At 39.2% G+C, this 25,179-nt stretch carries 22 protein-coding genes and 1 other RNA gene; 10 read left to right on the top strand and 13 right to left on the bottom strand.

Annotated elements, in window-relative coordinates:
* Positions 1–180: 180 nt before the first annotated feature.
* Both BGC07_RS09375 and purE read right to left on the bottom strand, forming a co-directional pair.
* On the bottom strand, positions 181–1,266 hold the full coding sequence (locus BGC07_RS09375) for a 5-(carboxyamino)imidazole ribonucleotide synthase (protein WP_069312888.1): 1,086 nt from the start codon (positions 1,264–1,266) through the stop codon (positions 181–183).
* Positions 1,263–1,769 (bottom strand): 5-(carboxyamino)imidazole ribonucleotide mutase, encoded by a 507-nt coding sequence (gene purE / locus BGC07_RS09370; protein WP_069312887.1) that lies wholly within the window; start codon positions 1,767–1,769, stop codon positions 1,263–1,265. The genes BGC07_RS09375 and purE overlap by 4 nt, the downstream gene beginning before the upstream one ends.
* Before the next feature lie 159 nt (positions 1,770–1,928).
* On the opposite strand from purE, the gene rdgB reads away from it, so the two are divergent.
* Genes rdgB through gshB form a run of 3 tightly spaced genes read left to right on the top strand, consistent with a single transcriptional unit; the run spans position 1,929 to position 4,728 of the window.
* Positions 1,929–2,522, top strand: coding sequence for an RdgB/HAM1 family non-canonical purine NTP pyrophosphatase (rdgB, locus tag BGC07_RS09365; protein ID WP_069312886.1), 594 nt, complete (start codon positions 1,929–1,931; stop codon positions 2,520–2,522).
* Entirely contained in the window at positions 2,522–3,688 is a 1,167-nt protein-coding gene (gene hemW / locus BGC07_RS09360; protein ID WP_069312885.1) for a radical SAM family heme chaperone HemW, read from the top strand. Before rdgB ends, hemW begins: the two co-directional genes overlap by 1 nt.
* A 47-nt stretch (positions 3,689–3,735) precedes the next feature.
* Complete coding sequence (gshB, locus tag BGC07_RS09355; protein ID WP_069312884.1) at positions 3,736–4,728, top strand: glutathione synthase; 993 nt, start codon at positions 3,736–3,738, stop codon at positions 4,726–4,728.
* 23 nt (positions 4,729–4,751) lie between these two features.
* Here the strand turns inward: gshB and BGC07_RS09350 are convergent, their stop codons facing one another.
* From BGC07_RS09350 to BGC07_RS09320, 7 genes are all read right to left on the bottom strand, one after another.
* Positions 4,752–5,108, bottom strand: coding sequence for a hypothetical protein (locus tag BGC07_RS09350; RefSeq protein ID WP_069312883.1), 357 nt, complete (start codon positions 5,106–5,108; stop codon positions 4,752–4,754).
* A gap of 155 nt (positions 5,109–5,263) precedes the next feature.
* A complete protein-coding gene (locus BGC07_RS09345; protein ID WP_069312882.1) occupies positions 5,264–5,989 on the bottom strand; it encodes a 16S rRNA (uracil(1498)-N(3))-methyltransferase in 726 nt (241 codons plus the stop codon).
* Between the two features lie 50 nt (positions 5,990–6,039).
* Positions 6,040–7,209: a glycoside hydrolase family 3 N-terminal domain-containing protein gene (locus BGC07_RS09340; protein ID WP_069312881.1), complete on the bottom strand. Its 1,170-nt coding sequence runs from the start codon at positions 7,207–7,209 to the stop codon at positions 6,040–6,042.
* Positions 7,184–8,494, bottom strand: coding sequence for a S41 family peptidase (locus BGC07_RS09335; protein ID WP_069312880.1), 1,311 nt, complete (start codon positions 8,492–8,494; stop codon positions 7,184–7,186). Before BGC07_RS09335 ends, BGC07_RS09340 begins: the two co-directional genes overlap by 26 nt.
* A 33-nt stretch (positions 8,495–8,527) precedes the next feature.
* Entirely contained in the window at positions 8,528–9,697 is a 1,170-nt protein-coding gene (locus tag BGC07_RS09330) for a murein hydrolase activator EnvC family protein (RefSeq protein ID WP_077216837.1), read from the bottom strand.
* Between the two features lie 34 nt (positions 9,698–9,731).
* Positions 9,732–11,258, bottom strand: coding sequence for a 2,3-bisphosphoglycerate-independent phosphoglycerate mutase (gene gpmI, locus BGC07_RS09325; RefSeq protein WP_069312879.1), 1,527 nt, complete (start codon positions 11,256–11,258; stop codon positions 9,732–9,734).
* A 146-nt stretch (positions 11,259–11,404) separates the two neighbouring features.
* A complete protein-coding gene (locus BGC07_RS09320) occupies positions 11,405–12,418 on the bottom strand; it encodes a threonine aldolase family protein (protein WP_069312878.1) in 1,014 nt (337 codons plus the stop codon).
* A 73-nt stretch (positions 12,419–12,491) separates the two neighbouring features.
* Between BGC07_RS09320 and BGC07_RS09315 the strand changes: the two genes are divergently transcribed.
* Together BGC07_RS09315 and polA are read left to right on the top strand one after the other, a co-directional pair.
* Positions 12,492–13,115 carry a hypothetical protein gene (locus BGC07_RS09315; protein WP_069312877.1) on the top strand — a complete coding sequence of 208 codons (624 nt, stop codon included), beginning with the start codon at positions 12,492–12,494 and terminating at the stop codon, positions 13,113–13,115.
* A 53-nt stretch (positions 13,116–13,168) separates the two neighbouring features.
* Positions 13,169–15,883 carry a DNA polymerase I gene (gene polA, locus BGC07_RS09310; protein ID WP_069312876.1) on the top strand — a complete coding sequence of 905 codons (2,715 nt, stop codon included), beginning with the start codon at positions 13,169–13,171 and terminating at the stop codon, positions 15,881–15,883.
* On the opposite strand, the gene BGC07_RS09305 is transcribed toward polA, so the two are convergent.
* Complete coding sequence (locus BGC07_RS09305) at positions 15,880–17,112, bottom strand: multidrug effflux MFS transporter (RefSeq protein WP_069312875.1); 1,233 nt, start codon at positions 17,110–17,112, stop codon at positions 15,880–15,882. The two genes, polA and BGC07_RS09305, sit on opposite strands and share 4 nt — an antisense overlap.
* Positions 17,113–17,224: 112 nt before the next feature.
* On the opposite strand from BGC07_RS09305, the gene BGC07_RS09300 reads away from it, so the two are divergent.
* Positions 17,225–18,157 (top strand): LysR family transcriptional regulator, encoded by a 933-nt coding sequence (locus BGC07_RS09300; RefSeq protein ID WP_069312874.1) that lies wholly within the window; start codon positions 17,225–17,227, stop codon positions 18,155–18,157.
* Between the two features lie 361 nt (positions 18,158–18,518).
* A complete protein-coding gene (gene fabI / locus BGC07_RS09295; RefSeq protein ID WP_069312873.1) occupies positions 18,519–19,274 on the top strand; it encodes an enoyl-ACP reductase FabI in 756 nt (251 codons plus the stop codon).
* A gap of 69 nt (positions 19,275–19,343) precedes the next feature.
* On the opposite strand, the gene BGC07_RS09290 is transcribed toward fabI, so the two are convergent.
* Both BGC07_RS09290 and BGC07_RS09285 read right to left on the bottom strand, forming a co-directional pair.
* Positions 19,344–20,021, bottom strand: a complete 678-nt coding sequence (locus BGC07_RS09290) for a C1 family peptidase (protein ID WP_069312872.1) — start codon at positions 20,019–20,021, stop codon at positions 19,344–19,346.
* A gap of 627 nt (positions 20,022–20,648) precedes the next feature.
* Positions 20,649–22,094: a S8 family serine peptidase gene (locus tag BGC07_RS09285; protein WP_069312871.1), complete on the bottom strand. Its 1,446-nt coding sequence runs from the start codon at positions 22,092–22,094 to the stop codon at positions 20,649–20,651.
* A 624-nt stretch (positions 22,095–22,718) separates the two neighbouring features.
* Here BGC07_RS09285 and rnpB point away from each other — a divergent pair.
* The 3 genes from rnpB (at position 22,719) to BGC07_RS09270 (ending at position 24,022) form a co-directional block, all read left to right on the top strand.
* Positions 22,719–23,066, top strand: an RNA gene (gene rnpB / locus BGC07_RS09280) — RNase P RNA component class A.
* Between the two features lie 78 nt (positions 23,067–23,144).
* Positions 23,145–23,513 carry a (2Fe-2S) ferredoxin domain-containing protein gene (locus tag BGC07_RS09275; protein WP_069312870.1) on the top strand — a complete coding sequence of 123 codons (369 nt, stop codon included), beginning with the start codon at positions 23,145–23,147 and terminating at the stop codon, positions 23,511–23,513.
* Positions 23,510–24,022, top strand: a complete 513-nt coding sequence (locus BGC07_RS09270) for a GrpB family protein (RefSeq protein WP_069312869.1) — start codon at positions 23,510–23,512, stop codon at positions 24,020–24,022. The genes BGC07_RS09275 and BGC07_RS09270 overlap by 4 nt, the downstream gene beginning before the upstream one ends.
* A gap of 9 nt (positions 24,023–24,031) precedes the next feature.
* Here BGC07_RS09270 and BGC07_RS09265 read toward each other — a convergent pair whose 3' ends face one another.
* Positions 24,032–25,090: a chloride channel protein gene (locus BGC07_RS09265; RefSeq protein ID WP_069312868.1), complete on the bottom strand. Its 1,059-nt coding sequence runs from the start codon at positions 25,088–25,090 to the stop codon at positions 24,032–24,034.
* Between the last annotated feature and the right edge of the window lie 89 nt (positions 25,091–25,179).

Below are 25,179 nucleotides of genomic sequence, written 5' to 3'. Positions count from 1 at the left end.
GCTCACACTCATTTTCCTTGGCTACTGTAGCGTCCATGCTAACTCCCCTGTAATCTGCCCGCCAAATCACAAATCATTTTGACTCTAATTTAATACTAAGACTAAGAAATAAAAATCGCCAATAAAACAAGCGGTTTTCACAAAAAACCGCCTAATTTAAGATAAATCCTAAAGGATAAATTAAAAAGTAGTAGCCTCTAAACGCTGTAATTGTTCTGAGAGTGTGGTTGCAGAGTCTACACATAGATTAATATGGCCGACCTTACGCCCAGCGCGTGCAGACTTACCGTAACAATGATAACGCGCCTGACTAGATGCCGCTAACACGGTATCGAGCTTTGGCATTGCACCCAAGCAATTCATCATCGCCGCATGGCCTCGACAACCAACATCTCCTAAAGACAATCCTAAAACCGCACGTAAATGATTTTCAAATTGAGAAGTAACAGCCCCATCTATTGTCCAATGGCCCGAATTATGAACTCGAGGCGCAATCTCATTGGCAATTAGCTCACCTCGCATCGAAAATAACTCAACCGTTAAAACGCCCACATAATTTAAATGGCTCATTAATGATTGAATATGATCACTTGCTTGTTGCTGTAAATTCTGATTATCAAGCACTTTAGAAATATGCAGCACACCATCACGATGTTCATTCTCTGTAATCGGATACACTTTGATATTGCCCTGAGCATCTCTGACACCAATCACAGAAATCTCAAAATCAAAATCAATAGCAGCTTCTAAAATCAAAGGTTGGCCACCGAGCTGTTGCCAAGCCTTAGCAATATCCTCTTGATGACGTAACCAGTATTGGCCCTTACCATCATAGCCAAAGCGACGTGTTTTTAAAACGCAAGGTAAACCTAACTTTTCTACACCCACGCTTAAATCGCTTTCACTGGTAATATCCATAAATTCAGTGGTTTTAATATTGAGTTTATTTAAATATTGCTTTTCTAATAAGCGATCTTGAGCAATTTCTAGCGCCTGCAATGATGGGCAAAATTTTGCAAACTGTGAAACATAACGTGCCGTATCAACGGGAATATTTTCAGTCTCTATCGTGACAACATCGACACTTTGAGCAAACTCTTTTAGCTTCACCTCATCATCAAAGCGTCCGCGCATCACCTCGGTCACATCGCTGGCAGAGTTTGCATCCGTTGGCTCATAAGCGATCACTTTTATCCCTAAAGGATAGCCGGCTAAGGCCATCATTCGAGCTAATTGTCCACCCCCAAGCACCCCTAACGTCTTCACAACGACTCTCCTGCGGGTAACGAATCTGCTAATACTTTAGTCGTCTGATGCTCACGAAAGCCAGTGAGTGCTTGATCTATTTTCTCATCATGATTCGCAAGTATACTCGCAGCGAGTAAGGCTGCATTGGTTGCTCCGGCTTTTCCAATCGCCAAAGTGCCCACTGGAACCCCCCCTGGCATCTGCGCAATCGATAATAACGAATCCATACCGTTAAGTGCTTTAGACTGTACAGGTACACCTAACACGGGCAAAGACGTCTTCGCTGCAACCATACCCGGCAAGTGAGCTGCACCGCCAGCACCAGCGATAATAACTTGCAAACCACGCTCTTTTGCCGTTTTAGCATACTCAAAAAGTAGATCAGGAGTGCGGTGTGCTGAGACGATACGATATTCATGTGGGACACCGAGCTGTTGCAACATCTGCACCGTATGTTGCATGGTTTCCCAGTCACTGCTGGACCCCATAATAACACCCACTAACGCTTGAGATTCATTCATAATCATACCCCTGATTTCATCAAAAATTGCATTGACTAATGAGCAGCCTCATCATACAGGAAAACCAACGACACTCAAAGATTAAAGCAATGGCGAATAGTTGCTGCTAGCCCAGTAATTGCAGTACACTTCATAGTTTATAAAGACATTGGAGTGATCATGCAACAAGTGGTTCTCGCCTCGAGCAATTTGGGTAAAATCCGTGAGATTGAGCCGTTATTAAAAGATTTACCTTTACAAATCATTCCACAAAGCCAATTTGATCTCACCGATGCGATTGAAGATGCCGCAACTTTTGTCGAAAATGCCTTGATTAAAGCGCGTCATGCCTGCCAGCACACCGGCCTCCCTGCAATTGCTGATGATTCAGGCCTTGCTATCGCCGCACTCAATGGCGCACCAGGCATCATTAGCGCCCGCTATGCCGGCGCAAAACGTTCTGATCAGGCTAATATCGATAAAGTATTAAACGAGCTTACAGGTGAAACGAATCGCCAAGCCGAGTTTCATAGTGTCATGGTCTATATGCAACATACTAACGATCCTTGCCCGATTGTCTGTCACGGCCGTTGGCACGGTGAAATACTGAACAAATGCCAAGGCAGCGGTGGTTTTGGTTATGATCCTATTTTTTGGGTACCGACTCATCAGTGTAGCGCTGCTGAACTTCCTGCTGATGTTAAACAAACAATCAGCCACCGCGGCCATGCACTCGCTGATTTAGTCGATGCATTAAAGAAAAAGTATCGCTAATGCAAATTACCACACTACCGCCACTTTCACTCTATATTCATATTCCTTGGTGCATCAAAAAATGTCCTTACTGTGACTTTAACTCACACCCTAAACGTGAAGATGATTTGCCTGAAGAAAGTTATATTAAGCGCTTAATTACAGATTTAAAACTAGAGCTAGAAAATATAGCAAAGAAAGATAAAGAAAACACACGTGCTTTAAACAGTATTTTTATCGGTGGCGGCACCCCTAGTTTATTTTCACCCAGTTCTATCGATAATTTATTAAATCAAATACAAGAATTAATCCCGTTTAAAGGGAATATAGAAATTACTCTAGAAGCGAATCCGAGCACCTTTGAGTACCAACGTTTTATCGATTATAAACAGGCTGGAGTTAACCGTTTATCCATCGGCATTCAAAGTTTTAACAACCATAAATTAACCAGTCTCGGTCGTGTCCATGATAGCCAAGAAGCCTTTAAAGCCATAGAAATTGCCCATCAATCTGGCTTTAACAGCTTTAATATCGATATTATGTATGGCTTACCCAAACAAAGTGAAAACGAAGCTTTGGCTGATTTAAAGCAAGCGATTGACTTAAAGCCACCTCATTTATCTTGGTATCAATTAACATTAGAACCCAATACCTTATTTCATGCTAAGCCTCCTCAATTACCCACTGACGAGGCAATTTGGCAAATGCAACTCACCGGCCAACAGCTATTAGAAAATCACGGTTTAAATCAATATGAAATCTCGGCCTATAGCCAAGATAACCACCAAACCAAACATAATAGCAATTATTGGCAATTTGGTGATTATATCGGTATCGGTGCTGGTGCACACGGCAAAATCACTTCGATTAAACAAAACTCCATTGCCAGACGCTGGAAATTAAAACATCCAAAAGCTTATCTCGACCCAAAGCAAAACCTATTGGCAGGCTCACAAATCATAGCACCTAAAGATCTACCATTTGAATTTATGATGAATGCCTTACGCTTAACCAAAGGTGTGCCTAAAGAATATTTTACTGAGCGCACAGGCTTGTCACTAAATAGCATCGACAATATTCTTACCCAACTACAGCAACAAGGCTTGTTAAGCGATCACTCAGATCGAATCTGCACCAGTTTTAAAGGCATGCAATTCTTAAACAGCCTACTTGAAAAATTTATCTAATAGTGAAGAATTTATTAATATCCATATAATAGGGAGACTCAACTCAAATGACTAAACCTAAACTAGGCATTATCATGGATGATATCAACCAGGTCATTCCTGAAAAAGACACCGGTTTTGCGATGATGCTAGAAGCTGCGCGCCGAGGTTATGAAATTTTCTATATTCAACAACATGATCTTTACAGCGATAACGGGAAAATCTATGCATATTGCCAACAAGTCACTGTAAAAGACCAGGCTCAAGATTTTTATCACCTAGAATCAAAACAAACGCGGGACTTAAGTACACTTAATGTTATTTTAATGCGCAAAGACCCTCCTTTTGATTTAGAATATATTTATACGACCTATATGCTTGAACAATTAGAAAACCAAAATGTTCTTATTGTAAACAAACCACAGAGCTTGCGTGATTTGAATGAAAAGTTCACTATCAGTCAATATGCGCAATTTTGTGCACCAACATTAATCACAAAAAATAAACAGAAAATTATTAATTTTTCTAATCAACATAACGAGGTCGTTATTAAGCCATTAAATTTAATGGGTGGTGAATCTATTTTTAGAGTTAAAAATGGCGATCCTAACCTTGAAGTCATTTTAGATACAATCAGCAAAAATCAAAGCACAACATTAATGATCCAAAAATTTATTCCTGAAGTAACTCAAGGTGATAAACGCATTTTAATTATTAATGGCACCCCTTACCCATATGCTCTTGCTCGTATTCCGAAAGATGATAAAAGCCGTGCTAATCTCGCCGCTGGTGGCACCGGTATTGGTCAAGCCTTAAGCGAACGCGATTTAGAAATAGCTAATACAATTGCCCCTATGCTTAAAGAAAAAGGGGTACTATTCGCAGGTTTAGATATTATCGGCGATTATTTAACCGAGATTAATGTCACCAGCCCAACCTGTGTCCGCCAGCTTGATGCTCAATATAATGATAATATTCTAAGCGCACTCTTTGATGTGATTGAAACTAAGATTAATTTTAAAATTAAGCAAATAAAAATAACTTTAATTTTTATAAGGTAGGTTGAAAGCCTACCTCATTAATATCACTGTTTAATCGCCGTAATAAAGGTTGGCAATGCTTTTTCTTTAAAGTCTGGATCTAATTTTACTGTTTCATCTTCTACTGTAATTAATTCATCACGCACATGAAAAAATGCTTTATTAAACTTACCTTCAACATCAATAAATTTAGATGCCGCAGTGATCGCACCTGATGACGCTGCAGAAATACTCACCCAAATTGGCTTAATAACAATTGATTGATACTTTTCATCACCCACAACATCTGCGGGCTTTAGACTTGTAAATACATCTAACTTATCTTGGATTTGAGGTTTAATTGTCGCCTCGAATTTTTCCATTGCTTTTTGTTGTGCTTTCTTTTTTAGTGATCCTAACATGACCTTTCCTAGTTTATTATTATCGTGGCCGATAATAACACAACAACAACAACAACAACTTCTTTTAAAGAATATTATACATATTAATGAAAAACATTCCCCTTCATCACTTCTAAATGAATTATATGTTCTTTACAATAACTTTCTTTCACCCCTCACAAATCTCCAAACCGGTTTTGTAGTATCGCTAAGGCTGTTAATGCCGCTGTTTCTGTACGCAAAATACGCGGACCGAGCTTAAAACCATTGAAACCCTGCTGGTCTGCCATTTTTACTTCTTCTTCACTAAAACCACCTTCGGAGCCAACTAGTAATGTGAGTGCATCGACGCTTTCAGTCATATTTAAACGACGATCCAAATGAGGATGTAAAATCACCCGATGGACACCTAAATCAGTATTTATCCAATCTTTTAAGGCAACTGGCTGACGCACAAGTGGAATACGAGCTCGACCTGACTGCTCACAGGCACTAATGACTATTTGTTGCCAATGCTGGTGTTTTTTCTCCAAACGTTTTCCTGACAGCTGTACACCACAACGTTCAGAAAATAGTGGGGTAATTTGAGTTACACCAAGCTCGACGGCTTTTTGAATGGTTAGATCCATCTTGTCACCACGAGAGATCACCTGGCCTAAATGTACAGATAAAGGTGATTCATTATTAACGGGCTGATAACTGGTAACCTTAACAGCCACTGATTTTTTTGATAAAGCTTGAATAACCCCCGAATATTCTAAACCATCACCATTAAATAAAGTGACCTCATCAGCTTCTTTCATTCGCAGCACATTTACGGCATGGTGAGCGGGCTTTTCATCAAGGTCGATACTCTCATCGACGACTAGCTTTCTTGTTGTATATAAGCGTATCACTCTCACTTTACTATTTACTCACTTAAAAACTCTTTATTCTACACGCTTTATTATTACTATAAAGCTTCTTTCATCCTCTGAATACGAAGGTATGAAGCGTTAATAGCTGATAATAGTACTGGATTTTTTTTCGCTTCCGCTGCCAAGTAGTAAATCACTTCTGGAATCAATGTCAGCAATTGCTTAGGAGGGTGACCAACGTAAAGCAATAGGTTATTACCCGCAATTAAAGCGCGAGCCGCAGCTTCCCCTCCTTTTGCATATAATAAAATATCTCGTCGCGTCATATCATCTGAAATGATCGTTCCTCTAAACTGTAGTTCATCACGCAAAATATTAATCACTTTCTTAGAAAGCGTCGCTGGTACTCCTGTTGCATCGAGCTTACGATTAATAACATGAGAAACCATCACCAATGGGCAAAACTGCCCTGAATTAATTAATAATTTATAAGGTGTTAACTCTTTATCACTCCATGTTCTGGAAATATCAGGTATATTAACTCCTGGCGTATATTCTGCGCTACCTAAACCCGGGAAGTATTTGAATGTGCAATTAATTTCGGCATCTTGGTAGCCCCTAACTGCTGCCGCTGCATCTTCAGCCACAAGTTTTGCATAAAAATTATAAGAGCGCTCATAGCGGGCAATCACAGGACTATTACGATTGACACTTAAAGCTAAAACAGGAGCAAAATTAATATTAATTCCATAATGACTTAACATTTTTCCTTGATGCAAAGCTTGTTTATAAATCAATAATGGCTCTTCTTTAAAACCTAATCTTTGCTGACTTAAGTTTTTACCAACATTAAAACCCAAAGATTTATGCAAACTATTCATTGCTCCACCTTCTTGCTCAATAGCAACAAATAATTTTTGATTTCTTTTAGTTTTTGCATAATTTTTTAATGATGAAATAAGTTGCTTTAGCTGCTCAGGAGAGCTGATATTACGAGCATAGCCTTCACCATCAATATCAACAAGATAAACACCTGAGATATTAAATCTTTCAATCAGTTTTATAATAGCCGAGTCCTTATCAACTTCTAAACCATCAAAACCAACAATAAAAAGTTGCCCTATTTTATCTTCAATACTTGGGCTAGATTTAATAGCCGCAAAAGAATAACTAGGGCAGATTACTGTTATAATAATCAGGGTTACTTTCAACAGCCATTTAGCTAGCAATAAAAATCGATCATAAATACTTTTTAGGGTTAACAACAGTCATGCCTTTAAGTAAATTAATTGCTGAATAAAGCTGGTAATCACTCTCAACCAACTTATCTGATGAGTTTTTTGACTTGTCTTTTTTCTTAGGTGAAACAGCAGCTAAGTGTTTATCTAAGTCTGCTTCAGAGATCGATGAAAAATCTTTACTTTCTTCGATTTTTAATTTTAATTTTTCAACTTTAATGTCGGGCTCTATTCCTTGAGCCTGAATAGAGCGTCCTTTTGGCGTGTAATATAAGGCTGTCGTCATTTTCAATGCTGTTTTATCAGGTAATGGTAAAATCGTTTGCACTGATCCTTTACCAAAAGTTTTTGTCCCCATCACCACTGCACGACGGTGATCTTGTAAAGCACCGGCGACAATCTCAGAGGCAGAAGCTGAACCACCATTGACCAACACAACAATAGGAATGCCTCCAGTCATATCATTATCTTGAACGAGCTCTTCAATAGAAGACCCTGGAAAGCGCCCTTTCGCGTAAACAATTTTCTTATTTTTATCTAGTTTATTTTTATCTAAAAATACTTCTGAGACATCAACTGCTGAGTTCAATAAACCACCTGGATTATTACGTAAATCCAGAACTAAGCCTTTAATTTTACCTTTAGAGCCATGTTTCATTTTATTAATAGTTTTAATCAAGTCACGACCTGTTTTCTCCTGAAATTGACTGACTCGAATATAACCATAACTCTCATCATATATTTTAGACTTAACACTGCGCACAACAATACGATCACGCACTACATCGATAGAGAGAGGCTTTTTCTCACCTTTACGTAATATGGTTAAGTTAACTTTAGCCCCTACATCTCCACGCATTTTATCAACAGCATCCCTAAGCTTTAAACCCCGTACCGGTGTTTCATCAATTTTAATAATTAAATCGCCCGCTTGTATCCCTGCTTTATAAGCAGGTGTATCATCAATTGGGGAAATTACTTTAACGACATCACGTTCCATCGTAACCTCTATCCCCACTCCTCCAAACTTCCCTGATGTACTGACTTGCAGGTCTTCATAATCCTTTTTATCCAAATAAGCAGAATGCGGATCTAAACCAGACAACATGCCACGAATTGCATTTTCAAAAACGGCTTTATCATCAATCTCCTTTACATAATAACGTTTTACCATATCCAAAGAACGCACAAAACGCTGTAGATCTTCAACAGGTAAGGGTTGCTGCTGCTGAGCATAAGCCCCCACCGATGATGATATCAAAAACGAGAATGCCAATAAGCAATAAATAGGATGTGTTAGTAAGCGTTTCATGTATATCCCCTTATTTTTATAAAGGGAGATAAGCTATTTTTGTGCCAAGTTTGTTTTTTTACACCAGCTTTTCCAGCTAATTATTTGATTATTATGGCGTAATTCAAAATAAATCCCCTGCCCTTCCAACCCTTGTCCGGAGAGTGCAAGTTTATCGCCCGCTGAAACCCACTGACCTTTAGTGACTAATAGTTTATGGTTATAGCCATACAAGCTCATATAGTTTTGACCATGATCAATAATAATTAGCTCTCCATATCCCTTTAAGGTATTAGCAAAAACAACCTGGCCATAATATGCCGCTTTCACCGCAGATTTTTCTTTTACGGGTATAAGTACTGCTTGATTTTTCTGTATATCGCCAGTGGCTAATGATATTAAACTCCTTCTTATCTTTTGGTTAATAAATGGGCAAATTAACTTATTTTTCATCATACTAAATGATTTAGCTTTATTTTGGACGAGTTTAAGACTTTCTTGATCAATTTTTTCGATTAGTTTTAATAGTCTTTGCTCATTTTTATACAACCTATTTAATTTATTACTTTTATCATTAATAGATGCCGAAATAACACTAACCAACTGACTTTTTAAAATTTTATCTTTTGATAGCTTACTTAGATTAATCTCTTGCTGATCAATCAATTGTTCTAAATTTTTCTTTTCAGAAATTAATTTATCCTTAGTCTCTTTAAGGCGCTCTGCTGTTTTTTCTGCTTGATCCAACCGCTTTAGATTCGCTCGCATGATATATTGAAAGTAATGTTGCATTCGCCCAAATAATTTTGGGTCTTGTTGGCTAAACAATAATTTCAAATAAGGCTCGCGCCCCATTAAAAAAATTGTTTTGATATATTTATTAATATGTTGGCGTTGGATAACAAGTGATTTTTTTAATTTTTCTTTTTTATCTCTTAAGCCAATTAATATTAGTTTTCTATCATTAATTTTATTTTGATTGTTAATAATTATTAAATTAGATTTATCAATGCGCTGATCAATAATCGCAATACGCTGTTTGATGTCTGTTAGCTTTAATTTTTCTAGGCTTAAACTTTTATCAAGCTTAGTAATTTCTTTGCGCACTTTAATTAAGCGATCTTCATCAGCGGCATAAGAGTTCTTAAAGTTAAGGTCAAGAATAAACGAAAAAGTGCAAAGAAACAGTGTAAAGTAAAGAAATAGAAGATATCGCTGCTGCATCGTCGAGCCACCTTTACTGGTGGCCCTGTAACCGTTATTTAAAATGCACCAATGGTTTGCCAGTCATCTCCGTGGGAATCGTGAGATCTAACAGTTGTAACATCGTCGGTGCAATATCAGATAAACTACCACCTTCTTTAGTTAGCGTAGCATCTTTACCTACATACACAAGTGGCACTAAATTACTGGTATGCGCGGTATGCGCTTGTCCTGTCTGTGGATTCACCATCAGCTCAGCATTGCCGTGATCGGCCGTAATCAAGATATCAGCACCGACTTTCTGCCCGGCTGCAACCACCTGACCTATGCATTGATCTAAGGCTTCAATGGCCTTGACGGCCGCTGAGTAATCACCCGTATGCCCTACCATATCAGCATTAGCATAATTACAAATGATCGCATCAAACTCTTGACTGGCTATCGCTGCAACCAGCTTATCGGTTAACTCTTGCGCACTCATCTCTGGCTGTAAATCATAGGTTGCCACTTGAGGCGAAGCAATTAACTCACGCTCTTCACCGGAAAATGCGTCTTCAACACCACCATTAAAAAAGAAAGTCACATGGGCGTATTTTTCTGTCTCAGCAATGCGTAGTTGCTTTTTACCGGCTTTGGATAAAACCTGACCCAACACGTTTTTAAGCGCTAAGGGCGGATAAGCAATCTGTGAATCAATTGTTGTCGCATATTCAGTTAAGGTTACAAAAGCACAAAGCTTCGGCCTAGCAACACGAGTAAAACCACTAAAGCTTTCATCACTAAAGGCATGGGAGAGTTGACGTGCACGATCAGCCCTAAAATTCATAAAGACCAAGGCGTCATCATCGTTTAAAGTCACCACATCACCAATACGCGTTGCTTGAACAAACTCATCACGCTCATCACGTTCATAAGCTGCCTGCAAGCCCTGAGCTGCACTTTCTGCTTGATAGACCGCTTGGCCCTGTGTAATTAGGTTATAAGCGGCTTCGATACGATCCCAACGCTGATCTCTATCCATCGCATAATAACGACCAATAATACTGGCAATTTTTCCCTTGCCGCTATCAATCAACTTTTTCTCAAAGCGTAAAAGAGATGCTTCTGCACTTTTAGGCGCCGTATCACGGCCATCTAAAAAGGCATGTAAATATATTTTTTTAGCGCCACGCTGCAAGGCCAAATCAATCATCGCTTCGATTTGGTCTTCATGTGAGTGCACACCGCCGGGAGATAACAAGCCCATAATGTGCACGGCTGCATTTTTATTAACTGTTGTATCTATAGCATCAGTAAGCACCGCATTATTAAAAAAGGCCCCACTTTCAATATCACGACCAATGCGTAATAAATCTTGATAAACAACACGGCCCGCACCTAAATTAAGATGACCCACCTCAGAGTTGCCCATTTGCCCTGCCGGTAAGCCTACATCGGTGCCAGATGCAGAAATTAACGTTGTAGGATAATCATCGACAAAACGATCCCAGTTTGGGGTCTTGGCATTGAGAATGGCATTGCTATTTACATCAATAGAATAGCCCCATCCATCGAGCACGAGTAACACTGCAGTTTTCTTCACGACAACACTCACTTCTTGATACTATTTCATTTTATTAGCTATAGATACATAAAAACGTCTAAAGTTTAATGCTCCGCCGCCATTGTAGCACATCGCCCTACAGATGGCAGACTCGCCCCCACAGCCATACCAACGATTAAAAAACTTTATAAAACAGCAAGTAATTTATCAATATCAGCAAGTCCCGTATCAAAGGACGTGACTAATCTTGCCAGCTGTGTTTTTTCATCGAAAATATAAAAAGGCACAGCCTCTTGAGCCTTCGCAACCACGTCCGAGCTAAGCCTTACAAAAACATGATTTGTTTCAACCGGATAATCAAAATGATGATAGCCCTTGGCCCTTAAACCTTCTGCCAAGACTTGGCACATTTGATTCGCCTGATTAGCATATTTTTGCCATAGATTCTCTTTAAAAAACGGCACAAATTGTGCGGCAATAAAGCGCATTTTCGATTGTAATTGCAAGCCCTGCTTTTGAATATAAGCAAAATTTTCAGCCAGTTTTGGGTTCAAAAACACCACAGCTTCACCGAACATCAAGCCGTTTTTAGTCCCTCCTAAAGACAATACATCCACTCCAACATCGGTTGTCATCGCCGCAAGAGAGACGTTCAGTACAGCTGCTGCGTTATAAAGCCGACAACCGTCCATATGCAGATATAAACCTAAACGCTTGCAAGTCTCGCTAATGGCAGCCAACTCTTTTGGTTGATAAACGGTACCAAACTCTGTTGCTTGGGTAATACTCACTACTCGCGGCAAGGTTGCATGCGCTCCCCAGCGTACTTGGCTTCGGTATGCTTCTTCTATCCATGCCGGAGTAATTTTGCCATTAATATTGGCTGTTTTCAGGCAAGTAGAGCCAGTCATTGCTGTCGGCGCACCGACTTCATGGTTGACAATGTGCGCGCTGTCTGGGCAAATCACACTTTCATGACTCTGCAACAAAGCCTTGAGGGCAAGCGTATTCGCCGCTGTGCCATTATAAACAAAAAAGACCTCAGCCTGCCCGCCTAACTGCTGACGAATTAAGTCAATTGCTTCTTTTGTCATCACATCTTCGCCATAAGAAGGCTGATGCTCATGATTCGCAGCGACTAGAGCTGCCATAATTTCAGGGGCCACACCGGCATAATTATCACTTGCAAATGCTTTCATTTTCACCTCATGTTCTTATCACCCATTCAATGATACTATACAGAAATTCAACTCAAGAAGGCTATCTGTACCAATGACCCAATTTTGGCTGTTTAATAAAGTTATATGCACACTCGCCATCATCGTCAGCATGATAATGCCGATTTTCTCTGCTCAAGCTCCAACCCCCTCGCATCAAGCACAGCCAAAAGCAACGAAAGCAAAAACTAATATCAATAGCGAAAAAACGAATATAGAACTCAGCATTCAAACATTTTTAGAAAAGCTACTCACCACCTCACAAGCCGGCTGCACTGAATTTACCCTTGGCAAGCAACCTAAAAATAACCTTGAACTAAACCCAATGCTGTCCGCCTTAGCTGAACATAAAGAACTTATTATTAATACAATTAAAGATAATCCTAAAAATATTACGATTCAGTTTGCGAAATCACCTAAGCAACATTTCAAAAACTTGGGCAATCAGCAATTTCAGTTCTGTTATGCGGCAGTAAAACTCTCCGGGTTTAATTTTTATAAAGCCGCTAAAAATAATATTTACCAAGTGAGTTATGACTATGATTTAATCCCTATTAATAGCGCTTTTCTAGCCGCTGCCAAAAAGATGGGGCCTTTACATATTAGCGACAATAAAATTGAACTAAAAAAAACACCCTCAGGCTTTAAACAAAGCTCTAAACTCTGGGATAATAATTAATTAAATTAAAACATTTTATACTTTTAAATTTATATTTAATGCTGGATAGAAAAATGCCTAAAAAAATAATCCTCGTCGATGGTTCTTCTTACTTGTTTCGTGCATTTTATGCCTTACCTTCACTGACGAATAAGCAAGGGGAACCTACTGGAGCAATTTACGGTGTCATCAATATGATCCGTAAATTAAACGATGATTTTCCAGATCACCATCCAGTGATTATTTTCGACGCTAAAGGCAAGACATTTCGCCATGACATGTATCCTGAGTATAAGGCCAATCGTGGTAGCATGCCCGATGAACTCGCAGCTCAAATAAAACCTTTGCATGAAATTATTGTTGCGATGGGCCTGCCCTTAATTGCTATTGAAGGCGTTGAAGCTGATGATGTAATTGGTACCTTAGCGAAAATCGCCGAACAAAAAAATATCTCTGTACTCATTTCTACTGGCGATAAAGATATGGCACAACTGGTTAATGATAACATCAACTTAGTTGACACGATGAAAGGAAATCAAACAGATTATAAGGGCGTAGAAGAAAAATTTGGTGTAAAGCCTGAACAAATCATCGATTACCTATCGCTAATTGGCGATACTTCAGATAATGTGCCAGGCATTCCTGGTGTTGGACCTAAAACAGCTGAAAAATGGCTAGCGCAATATAATACTGTAGAAAACCTAGTGGAAAATGCAGAAAACATTAAAGGCAAGGTCGGTGAACGTTTACGTGAAAACTTAAAGCAGCTGACCCTTGCCCAAAAGCTCGTCACTATTGATTGTCAAGTTAAATTGCCTAACAGCTTCGAAGAATTAATTAGCCATACTGAAAAAAACCAAGAATTACTTAGCGAATATTTTTCACGTTTTGAGTTTAAGCGCTGGCTTGAAAATATAAATACCAACATAGCTCCAATCTCAGACTCAGATAGCAAAACTAAAGAAATTAACAAAGATAACTCGGCTAATTACCATACTATTTTAACAAAAAGCCAATTAAATGATTGCATCAAACGCCTCAAACAAGCCGAAGTTTTTGCAATCGATACAGAAACGACCAGCCTAGATTCTATGCAAGCTAACATTGTTGGCTTATCTGTCAGCACAGGGACAGACTATAGTGTCTATATTCCTCTTGCTCATGATTACCTTGACGCGCCTGATCAACTTGATTTAGAAGAAACCCTACTAAAATTAAAACCTATTTTAGAAGATCCAAAACAGATTAAAGTCGGCCAACATATTAAATATGATATGAATGTGCTCTCTCAATATGATATCGATTTACAAGGTGTGCAATTCGATACCATGCTCGAATCATATGTTATTAATAGCACAGCCACACGTCATAACCTGGATGCGCTGGCTTTACGTTATTTAAACCATGAAACGATTCATTTTGAAGATATTGCTGGCAAAGGAAAAAAACAACTTACTTTTAATCAAATCAATATTGATCAAGCTTCGCCTTATGCGGCAGAAGATGCAGATATTACCTTACAATTACACAATAAGTTGTGGCCCAAAATCAAGGACGAAAAAGATTTAACTAACATTTATTTAAATAAAGAACAACCGTTAATTAAAGTCTTAGCTAAAATGGAGCAAACCGGCGTACTAGTAGACAGTGATAAGCTTAGTCAGCAAAGTAAAGCTGTGACACAGCGCATTAATGAAATTGCCGAAGATGTCTATGCCATTGCCGATAGTACATTTAATTTAAGTTCGACTAAACAATTACAAGAAATACTATTTGATAAATTAAACTTGCCGATTATTAAAAAAACTCCTAAAGGCAAGCCTTCTACCGCAGAAGATGTTTTGCAAGAGCTTGCTTTAGAGTATGAATTGCCAAAGCTTATTTTAGAGCATCGCAGCCTGAGTAAATTAAAGTCGACTTATCTAGACAAATTGCCTCTTCAGGTAAACCCTAAAACAGGTCGCATTCATACTTCTTATCATCAAGCGGTTACAGCAACCGGTCGCCTTTCGTCTTCTGATCCTAATTTGCAGAACATTCCAATTCGTACTGAAGAAGGCCGCCGCATTCGTGATGCCTTTATCGCACCTGCCGGTTACCAGCTTATTGCCGCCGACTATTCACAAATTGAGCTGCGCATCATGGCTCACTTGTCAGAGGATAAAAACTTAATACACGCCTTCGAAAATGATTTAGATATTCATAGCGCAACAGCGAGCGAAGTCTTTAGCGTTGCTATTAATGACGTCACCAGCGAGCAACGCCGTCGCGCTAAAGCGGTTAACTTTGGTTTAATTTACGGTATGTCCGCCTTTGGTTTAGCAAAGCAATTGGGCGTAGAACGTAATGAAGCTCAAGATTATATCGATATTTACTTTGCCCGTTACCCAAAAGTTGCCGAGTATATGGATAATATCCGTGAACAAGCCAAAACTAATGGCTATGTCACAACAGTGTGTGGCCGTCGTTTATATCTGCCTGAAATTAATGCACGTAATGCCATGCGCAGAAAAGCAGCAGAACGTACCGCTATTAATGCACCGATGCAAGGCACCGCTGCCGATATTATTAAGCAAGCAATGATTAATATCCATCACTGGCTACAACAAACATCGCTTGATGTGAAGATGCTCATGCAAGTGCATGATGAGCTAATCTTTGAAGTGGCAGAAAAGGATATAGTAGAAACTAAAAAAGAAATTAAAAATAAAATGGAAAATGCCATTAAGTTAAGCGTACCTTTAATTGTAGAAGCCGGTCATGGTAACACTTGGGGAGAAGCGCATTAATGCGCTTCTTGTCTTTTCCTTGTTCTGACAACAACAATTAAAAACACGCTCAGACCAAATAATGACATTAACACCAAACTCACCGCAAAAGGCAGTTGATTTTTAATATGGAAAAAACTCAATAAAAAAGTGACGAATACCGCAAATGAGACTTGCACCAGGCCATAAGCCGCTCCAGCAGACCCTGCCATATGGGCGACGCCTGCAAATGCACCCGCCATCGAATTTGAAAATAATAAACACGCGCCAATAACGAATAAAAACATCGGTATAATAATGACATACACATTCAAAAAACCAAGTTCAGCGGCTATTAGCATCGTTAAGCCTGCTACTAAGGTGATGCTATAGCCAATAATAATTAAAGTGGGTGTCGCATAACGTGCAACTAAACGTGTATTTAAAAACGAGCCGACAAACAATCCTGCGGCCAAACATAAAGACAACTCACCATAAGCTTGTGCACTTAAACCAAGCACCTTTTGAAACAAAAAAGGCGTGACTGTACCATAGGCCATAATGGAGCCAAAACCGACACAAGCCCCTAAGGTATAGGCTAAAAATCGGCCATTAGTCAGTAAAAACCAATAACGACTGCCTAGCACCCTCGGTGATAAAGCATTTTCTGTACGCTTAAAATGTGTTTCTGGCAACACAAAAAGCACTATCAATAAAATCAATAATACAAATAGGCCCAAAACGACAAAATTAACTCGCCAATCAAAATAATGCTGAATCACACCTCCTAGTATTGGCGCACCTGCTGCAACAGCAGAAAAGACTAAGGCAGTATACGACCCCATTTTGGCCAATCTAGTTCCTTGATACATATCACTCATCGCCGCACGTGAAATCGCCGGAAATGCCGCAGCTCCTAACCCTTGAATAAAGCGACCCAGTAATAATACACTGACCGTTTCAGCTTGTAATGTTAATAGCGTTCCTACTAAACAAACGCCAGCGCCTACAAGCAAGGCTCTTCTGCGACCAAAACCATCGGAAAGAGGCCCATAAAAAAGCTGGGCAACAGCAAAGCCCGCCAAATACAAACTTAAGCTATTTTGGATCATTGCATGGCTAGAGCCAAAATATTGCACCATCGCCGGTAGACTGGGCAAATACATATCTGATAGAAAAGGCCCAACAGCCATAACAATAAAAATACCAATCAAAAATAACGTTTCATTGATAGGCTTTCGAACTTCAGAGCATGCTACCCAAATCGACATAAAAACTCCTACTCTTTCAAAAAATAAAGGAAATTATCGAGATTGAGCTATGATCTTAGCAATATTTATGATATAAATAAAATGAATAGTTTTTATAATGAACATTAGATAAATGAATATACGAAATTTTAATCTTAATTTACTCCATACTCTCAACACGTTACTTAAAGAGAAAAGCGTTTCAATAACTGCTGATAAACTGCATTTAAGCCAACCTGCTGTCAGTCATGCTTTAAAGCAATTACGCCAAGACTTTAACGACGCCCTACTTGTCCGTAGCCGTCAAGGCTTAGAACTCACCCCCTTTGCTAAAAGCATTCAAAGCCAAGTTGAAGATATTTTAATCAGTACTGAAAAATTAATCACAGCCCAACAAGAGTTTGATCCTTACACTAGCGATAGAACCTTCAATATTGCAACGTTAGACTTTGCTGAAATGGTCCTTGTACCACACCTCCTTAAATGGATTCACGACCATAATAGCAACATGAAAATCCGTGTTTGCCCACTTAAAATAAAAGAAGCTTATGATCTATTAGACCTAAAGGATAAGCAAATAGACATAGTCATCAGCTTAGATAAACCAGCTCCAACACATATTCATCGAGATATTCTTTTTGAATCACCCCTTTTTTGTATCATGCGAAAGGATCACCCTTTCGCACATAAAAAAATGACGACCTCAGACTTTATGAACGCAGAGCATCTTGCACTCCAGCCTAATGATGAGCTACAAATCATCCCATACTTAAAACAAAAACGTAAAGTCAGCTTAACGACCTACCACCCTGCCTCTATCCCTCGCTGCCTACAATACTCTGACCTCATTGCAACACTACCACGTGGCTTGGCATTTTTAATGAGAGAGCAAGGCAATTTAAAAATACAAAAATGTCCAATTAAAGTGCCAAAAGTTAGGCTCATTCAGGCTTGGAATAAAAAAAATCAACAAGATCCAGGGCATCAATGGTTTCGTGAATTCTCACAAAAAATGGCAAGACAAGCACGTGCTGAAAATAAGATCCGCTATAAAGATTACGAATAATAGGGTGGGCTATAACATCCCATTGATAAACGATGATGTGTCTTGTTGATTGCTAAATTAACATAGATACATGACCATCGTTTTTAACGATTTATTGTTTTTCACAGCAATTATTTCTCTATTTGCTATACCATTTACTCTGACTTTGAAGAAAAAAGCATTAGTTTCACGCCGACCATATAGAAAGTGGTATGACTGCTCATTAGGCTTGCTATAACAATAAAAACCACCTAAGTAATTAAATACCTTGTTCCTTAGAGAGTCCTCATCAAACTTTAAACCAATTTTACCTCACTTGAAGCCAACTTATAGATTCTGTAAGGTTAAAACACATTAACTAATTACTTATCAAGGAGTTATTATGCTTACAGGAAAAAAAGGTCTTATCATCGGCCTAGCCAACCGTGATAGCATCTCTTTTGGTTGTGCCAAAATACTTAAAGAACAGGGCGCAGAACTTATTTTAACCCATCGCAGTGAAAAGTCATATGAACAGGTACAACCTCTTGCCAACGAGTTTTCAGCAGAACTTTATCAATGCGATGTCACCGATGAAAAGAGTGTCAACACATTATTCTCTCATATTCAAGAAAAATGGCAGGCCCTTGACTTTGTTATTCATTCACTCGCCTTTGCTAAACCTCATGAATTACAAGGCCGTCTTGTAGATACTTCCAGTAAAGGTTTTACTCAAGCAATGGATATTTCCTGTCATTCATTTGTTCGCATTGCTAAGCATGCTGAAAAACTAATGCCTCACGGCGGTGCTTTGATCAGCATGAGCTATTTAGGTGCACAAAAAGTCATGGAAAATTATAATATGATGGGGCCTGTCAAAGCCGCCCTTGAGACGAGCATTCAATATTTAGCCGTCGAACTTGCTGAAAAAAATATCCGCGTCTATGGTATTTCCCCTGGTTTAATGCCGACACGCGCTGCAACAGGGATTAAAGACCTTGATCAATTATTAAAAAATACTGAAAGAAAATCACCAATGAAACGTATTATTAATAAAGAAGAGGTCGGTGGACTGGCAAGTTTTCTTGTCAGTGACTCAGCGAGTGGTATGACAGGGCAAACTTTATTTGTTGATGGCGGCTATAATCTAGTTGGGTAAATTATAAATTTAGCTCTAAAAAAAAGGCGTTATTATCACGCCTTTTTATTCTATTTAACAATCTGTTCTTTATTTAATTTCCTGAGCTTCCATAACAAGCGTTTTAAAGTGGTCATAAGTTATGTAATAATCACCAGTATTTCCCCATGAATTGCGTAATGTTAAAATTCCGCACTGCTGTTGTTCTTTCCCAAACCAGCCCTCTTTATAGGTTGCGCACGCAGTATCATTATACCCGGTGATAATCATCTCATGGCCTGCATTAATTGAGCCATTTCTAGCATCCTGCGCTATTTGACTAGTCAATACCCAAGTATCATTTTCAACACCATTGTACTCACCCACAGCACCATTATGGTATTTTAAGCTCCCATTAGTATCAAGTAATGTTCCAAAAGTAACGCGATGCCCTAAACCAATCGCTCGCTTAACACCTGTTAATACTTTATCTGCCTCTGCTGGGTCAATAGGAAAGTTATTTGCTGTAGGTAAAATTTTGTTCCAGTTTTGCTTAGTAAAGCCTTTGTAACTATTTGCCTGGAAATCATGTACAGACATTGGATTGCTTGTATCAGGGCTATTTACTGGGTAACTGGTTAAGCCACCACATATACCTGTAGGCTCTTTATTAACCGTCATATAACCATGATCATTGATCTGCTTTAATACATAAGGCCCCCAAGACCCTTCCCAACCACCATTTGCATCAGGAATACCCAGTGTTTTACCTAATTCAAGATTACACAACTGACTTACTGGTGGTGGTGGATTTAGTTGTTCTTGGTTCAGTGCATCAATCCAACAATTTGAACTGTTCCTGCATAGGTCGCAGCAGATAAAACTAGAGAGGATGAAATTATAGCGACTTTACTTTTCTTAAGCACAAAAGTATCTCCATATAGATAATGTAAAATTAACAAAAAATAAAAAAATAGGTTAATAAACTCTAATCAAATAAACCTAGAATAAACCCCAAATATAGACCTCCATGCCGATTTAAAATTAAATTAAATTAAATAAATGAATTGACGAATACTAGGCAAGCAAAACTATAAAACTTAAATTCATCAACAATAGTATAAATCAAATCAATGTAATAGTTTCAACAGGTTAAAAGCCTATTGCTATAATGATCGGGAATTTTTATTCAATCAAGGAAAAAAATAAAGATAAGTTGCCATTTCCATTTTTATCATCCCGCCATCCCTGCAAAAGCATAGAAACATTTATATAACAGCAGCACCAAGCCGTCAACAATTTTTTACAAAAAATAACACTCATTATTTTTAAAAAGTTTCAAACAGGTATAAGCCCTTATTAATCTCAATAATAACAAGGGCCAGTATTAGCTAAAACAGAAGAGTTATAACTCCCTTATTTCATCCTATTAATAGTAGTACTCACAACTTTCTGTGCACTTAACACACCAGTATTGTCGTACGCAGACTGATTTAAAATAGTTGCCACATCATCTGGTGTCACTGTAGGGTCTACCGAATAAATCAAACTCACCATTCCAGCAACATGGGGTGTTGCCATACTTGTACCTTGCATATAGCCATAGCCATCATTCACAGTAGAGTAAATTTCTCCTGCTTCACCAAAATCAGCATCTCCACCAGGCGCTCTCACCACAGTGCTTTGTAATTTCCAATCATTTGTTGAATAAGTCGAGTAATATGATTTTTTTCCTGTAGGGCCAGTCGCCTCAACAACTATCGATTTGAAATTTTGACAACCTGATGGAATATCATTCCATAACTCATGGCTATCATTTCCTGCGGCAATCACCAAGGTTGCACCTTCATCCTCCGCACTCTTTGCAGCATCATACCAAGCAGCACACATGCTTGGTATGACATTATTTTTCCAATAACTCTCACTATAATAGGTTTTTTCTTGACCATTTTCAGTATAATAACGTGACATCCCTAAGCTTAAATTAATAACCTTAGCCGGGTAGTTGTTAGTCTGTACACCAGATACTGGAACACCTGCTGACCATTTTACCGCTTCCATAATGGCATAAGTGTTTCCAGACCCTTCGTCAGCCAGTGCTTTTACCGGAGCAACTTTAATAGAGTCTATTGGGCCTGCCACTCCAGTAACCTCTGGACCATTCGCATCAATTGTGCCTGCAACATGAGTTCCATGAAAGTGGCCACTTTGTTGATAAACATTGTAATCTACTACAGTTTTATTGTTTTCATAATGAAAATAAGGCAGCCCATTATCCACAACTTCCTTACTAATATCTTCAGGAGCTTGAACAGCAAGCCCCGTATCAACCACGGCAACATAAGTCCCCGCTGGATTCTGTATCAATCGCCAAGCTTCATTTACACCAATACCGTAACCATAACCATCACTATCCATATCCCATTGTTTTCCCCAATCATCACGCACACCTGTTCCCGTATTAGGACTAGAGATTGCTTTTTTTTGTACATCAAAGGCTTTCATCGTTGATTTTGCTGGAAGCGCATATACAACGTCCGGATGCGCATCCATGAATTCTCGTGCTGTTTTATAATCAACTTTAGCAGAACTATCGCCAGCAGATGCACTATTTGCAGACATCAGCAACATAGAGTCACTGTCTTTAGTTTCTACCGTCACAAGCTGAGTGTCAGCGTTAATAGGCTGTGATTTCGTGACCTTTAAACCACTTGTTGAAGAAGATGACATCGCGTTTAAATTCATAAGAGAAGAATTTTCTGGCTTATATTTTACAATAAGATTAACTTCACCTGCGTAAGCCTGGCTAAGAAGGCCTATTCCCGCTACAGCGATAGCAAGAGACAATTTTCTTTTTTGCATAAAGGTTTCTCCAATAAAATACATTAGAATAATTAACAATGAAAAATAGCTGATTATTATCAAGCTTTAAGATTAAATATTAACAGCTCAACAATGCATAGATGGAAGCAAGAATTCTAAATCAAGAAGGTGGTTTTAGTTTCATGCCCTACTCCATCAGATTAACTGTGTTATATAAACCGCATGAATTACGTTATATAACGAATCTTAACATCAAGTCAACACATTATTAACAAGTGTTAACATTTAAGCAACAACAGAAAATGAAATGCTAGAATTTTAAAATGAAATTAACATAAAAAACACACCTAACTTTATAAATAAAGGAAATTAAATAACTATTACCACCCATATATGGAAATAACGACACTTTAAAATAAAAATTTAGGAAAAATAGCTATAATTTTATTTTACATAAAAATACACATGACAAAAAACATTAACAAATAACATAAACTATTTACACTTTAGTTATACAACAACCAAATGCTAGCTCCTTTAACAAAGATAACTAGAACAACCCGTTGACTGTGGACACCAAACAGCCTACTCCAACCTATCAACAGCCCCATAAAAGCAACTTTTTATTGACGAAGTGAAATATCCCCTTATAATAGAGCGGTTCGAGTCGGCTGGATAGTCGCTGTAGCCGTTGGCTATAGAGGAAAGTCCGGGCTTCATAGGGCAAGGTGCCAGGTAACGCCTGGGGGGCGCGAGCCTACGGAAAGTGCAGCAGAGAGTAGACCGCCTAAGTGATTGATCACCGGTAAGGCTGAAAGGGTGCGGTAAGAGCGCACCGCGCGCATGGCAACATTGCGTGGCATGGTAAACCCCACCTGAAGCAAGACCAAATAGAACCTCAACGGTATGGCCCATACTGAGGTTGGGTAGGTTGCTTGAGGTACATGGCGACATGTATCCCAGATGAATGACTATTCACGACAGAACCCGGCTTATAGGCTGACTCGACATCCTTATTCTCATCACTGTATACTGATTCTCTTATTATTTTACTCATACTTAAATAGCAATCCGCTGTAGAGAGTCAAGATGCTCAATTTAGAAGAAACTCGCGATAAACTCAATATCTGCAACATCAAACGCCATATCTTTTTGTGTGCTGATCAATCTGTGCCGAAATGCTGCAATAAAGAAGACAGTATAACTTCTTGGAATTACTTAAAAAATAGATTAAACGAACTTGGTCTTGCCCAAAGTGGCGAGGTTTATCGAACCAAAGCCAACTGTCTAAGGCTCTGCAAACAAGGCCCCATTGCCGTGGTTTACCCCGATGGTGTCTGGTACCACTCCTGCACCCCTGAGGTACTTGAGCGCATTATTCAAGAGCATTTAATCAAAGGCGAAGTGGTTAATGAGTTTGCCTTTCACTGTGCTCTGGATGGTCACCTTGAAGAATGATTCACCTAGCACCTTATAACCCAGACTGGCCACAGCGCTATCAACAAGAAAAAAAGCTATTATTGAGTCAAGCCGGCCAGTGGATTACTGCGATAGAGCATATCGGCAGCACTGCTGTCCCAGGGCTTACGGCAAAACCCATCATCGATATTTTAATAGGGGTTGATCTATTACAAATCGCAGATCAATGTATTGTGCCTACAATCATCAAGCTAGGTTACAACTATATCTGTCAATATGAAAAAGAACTTCCTGAACGTCGCTATTTCCAACGTCTAAACGACCAAGGCTTACATACTCATCATATTCACCTTGTCGAAACAACAAGTGACTTTTGGCAGCGACACTTATTGTTTAGAGACTATCTGCGCACGCACCCTACAGTTGCTCAACAATACGCCGAGCACAAATTAGAGTTAGCTCCTCAATTTACCGATAGCAATGATTATGCTGGAGCAAAAACGGACTTTATTCAGACGACTTTAGCATCTGCTAAAAATAACAATTAAGCTCGGCAGCTAGTTTCGCGCTTTTAAGCCTAAGCCCACTCTGATTTCTGGCTTACGCAAATAGCGCTTAGCCAAAGAATGATAAAGCGGTTGGCGGCAGGCAATACGGGAGAACGCAGTCGCCATCACAGACGTTAACATGATAGGTAAAATCATATTGCCTGAAACACTGTTCGTCATCTCTAACACAATCACGAAGCAGGTAATGGGACTTTGTACAACACCTGAGAAAAAGGCCACCATACCTAATATAATCACCGCTTGATGAAAATGATCTGGCAAAGCAAGAGACAATAACTGTCCAAAACCAGCTCCGGCCGATAGTGAAGGCGCAAAAATACCACCAGGAATGCCACTTAAATATGTAACTAAATTAGCGAGCATTTTTAGTGGGCCATAATAATCAGATACCGACCCTGTGCCTGTCACCACCGCTTTTGCTTCTTGATAGCCACTGCCAAAGATCGAGCCATGAGTAAGCACCCCGATAATGGCTAATATTAAGCCCATGATGCCCGCTAAAATTAATGGGTGAACTCTGGCAAAATTTCTAAGTAACCAAGTTAAAGAAAGCAATAAAGTACTAAAAATACCGCCGAGCAAACCACCCAAAACAGCACAGATAACAATCGGATACCAACCACCTGAGGTGATATCCAAAATCGCTGTACTGGTACCAAAATATGAGTAATTCCCCAAAATATAATGTGAGATAATCCCGCCTAAAATCACGGTCGTAACTATCGTACCGCTAATTCCCTTTTCAAACGAGCCTGAAAGCTCCTCAATCGCAAAAACAATCCCCGCCAACGGTGTATTAAACGCAGCTGAAATTCCGGCGGCACCACCAGCCAATAATAAACCACGTTCGACATCATGACGATGAAAACTCCCCCAACGCCCGAGCGAGTTCATAATAGCGGCGCTTAACTGGATCGTTGGCCCTTCACGACCGATGGAACCACCACACAAAAAACCTAATACCGTCAAAAAGAACTTACCGATGGCGATGCGTACTGAGACTAAATGCTTGCGAGAAGCTTGCTGCTTGACGCTCAACGCTGCCATCACTTGTGGAATACCACTGCCCTCAGCACCCTGAAAAAACTTATTTTTGCAAACAGATAATTAACATAAAACCCAATGGACACAGCGCC

The sequence above is a fragment of the Piscirickettsia litoralis genome, from assembly GCF_001720395.1.
In the GTDB taxonomy this organism is placed as follows: domain Bacteria; phylum Pseudomonadota; class Gammaproteobacteria; order Piscirickettsiales; family Piscirickettsiaceae; genus Piscirickettsia; species Piscirickettsia litoralis.
The sequence above is the reverse complement of the archived record's forward strand: the minus strand, read 5'-3'. Positions and strand labels throughout refer to the sequence as shown.

Excerpts from the sequence above, each read along its gene's own strand:
- purE (WP_069312887.1), bottom strand. The coding sequence starts at position 1,769 with ATGAATGAATCTCAAGCGTTAGTGGGTGTTATTATGGGGTCCAGCAGT.
- rdgB (WP_069312886.1), top strand. The coding sequence starts at position 1,929 with ATGCAACAAGTGGTTCTCGCCTCGAGCAATTTGGGTAAAATCCGTGAG.
- hemW (WP_069312885.1), top strand. The coding sequence starts at position 2,522 with ATGCAAATTACCACACTACCGCCACTTTCACTCTATATTCATATTCCT.
- gshB (WP_069312884.1), top strand. The coding sequence starts at position 3,736 with ATGACTAAACCTAAACTAGGCATTATCATGGATGATATCAACCAGGTC.
- BGC07_RS09350 (WP_069312883.1), bottom strand. The coding sequence starts at position 5,108 with ATGTTAGGATCACTAAAAAAGAAAGCACAACAAAAAGCAATGGAAAAA.
- BGC07_RS09335 (WP_069312880.1), bottom strand. The coding sequence starts at position 8,494 with ATGAAACGCTTACTAACACATCCTATTTATTGCTTATTGGCATTCTCG.
- BGC07_RS09330 (WP_077216837.1), bottom strand. The coding sequence starts at position 9,697 with ATGCAGCAGCGATATCTTCTATTTCTTTACTTTACACTGTTTCTTTGC.
- BGC07_RS09320 (WP_069312878.1), bottom strand. The coding sequence starts at position 12,418 with ATGAAAGCATTTGCAAGTGATAATTATGCCGGTGTGGCCCCTGAAATT.
- BGC07_RS09315 (WP_069312877.1), top strand. The coding sequence starts at position 12,492 with ATGACCCAATTTTGGCTGTTTAATAAAGTTATATGCACACTCGCCATC.
- polA (WP_069312876.1), top strand. The coding sequence starts at position 13,169 with ATGCCTAAAAAAATAATCCTCGTCGATGGTTCTTCTTACTTGTTTCGT.
- BGC07_RS09305 (WP_069312875.1), bottom strand. The coding sequence starts at position 17,112 with ATGTCGATTTGGGTAGCATGCTCTGAAGTTCGAAAGCCTATCAATGAA.
- BGC07_RS09300 (WP_069312874.1), top strand. The coding sequence starts at position 17,225 with ATGAATATACGAAATTTTAATCTTAATTTACTCCATACTCTCAACACG.
- fabI (WP_069312873.1), top strand. The coding sequence starts at position 18,519 with ATGCTTACAGGAAAAAAAGGTCTTATCATCGGCCTAGCCAACCGTGAT.
- BGC07_RS09285 (WP_069312871.1), bottom strand. The coding sequence starts at position 22,094 with ATGCAAAAAAGAAAATTGTCTCTTGCTATCGCTGTAGCGGGAATAGGC.
- BGC07_RS09275 (WP_069312870.1), top strand. The coding sequence starts at position 23,145 with ATGCTCAATTTAGAAGAAACTCGCGATAAACTCAATATCTGCAACATC.
- BGC07_RS09270 (WP_069312869.1), top strand. The coding sequence starts at position 23,510 with ATGATTCACCTAGCACCTTATAACCCAGACTGGCCACAGCGCTATCAA.
- BGC07_RS09265 (WP_069312868.1), bottom strand. The coding sequence starts at position 25,090 with ATGGCAGCGTTGAGCGTCAAGCAGCAAGCTTCTCGCAAGCATTTAGTC.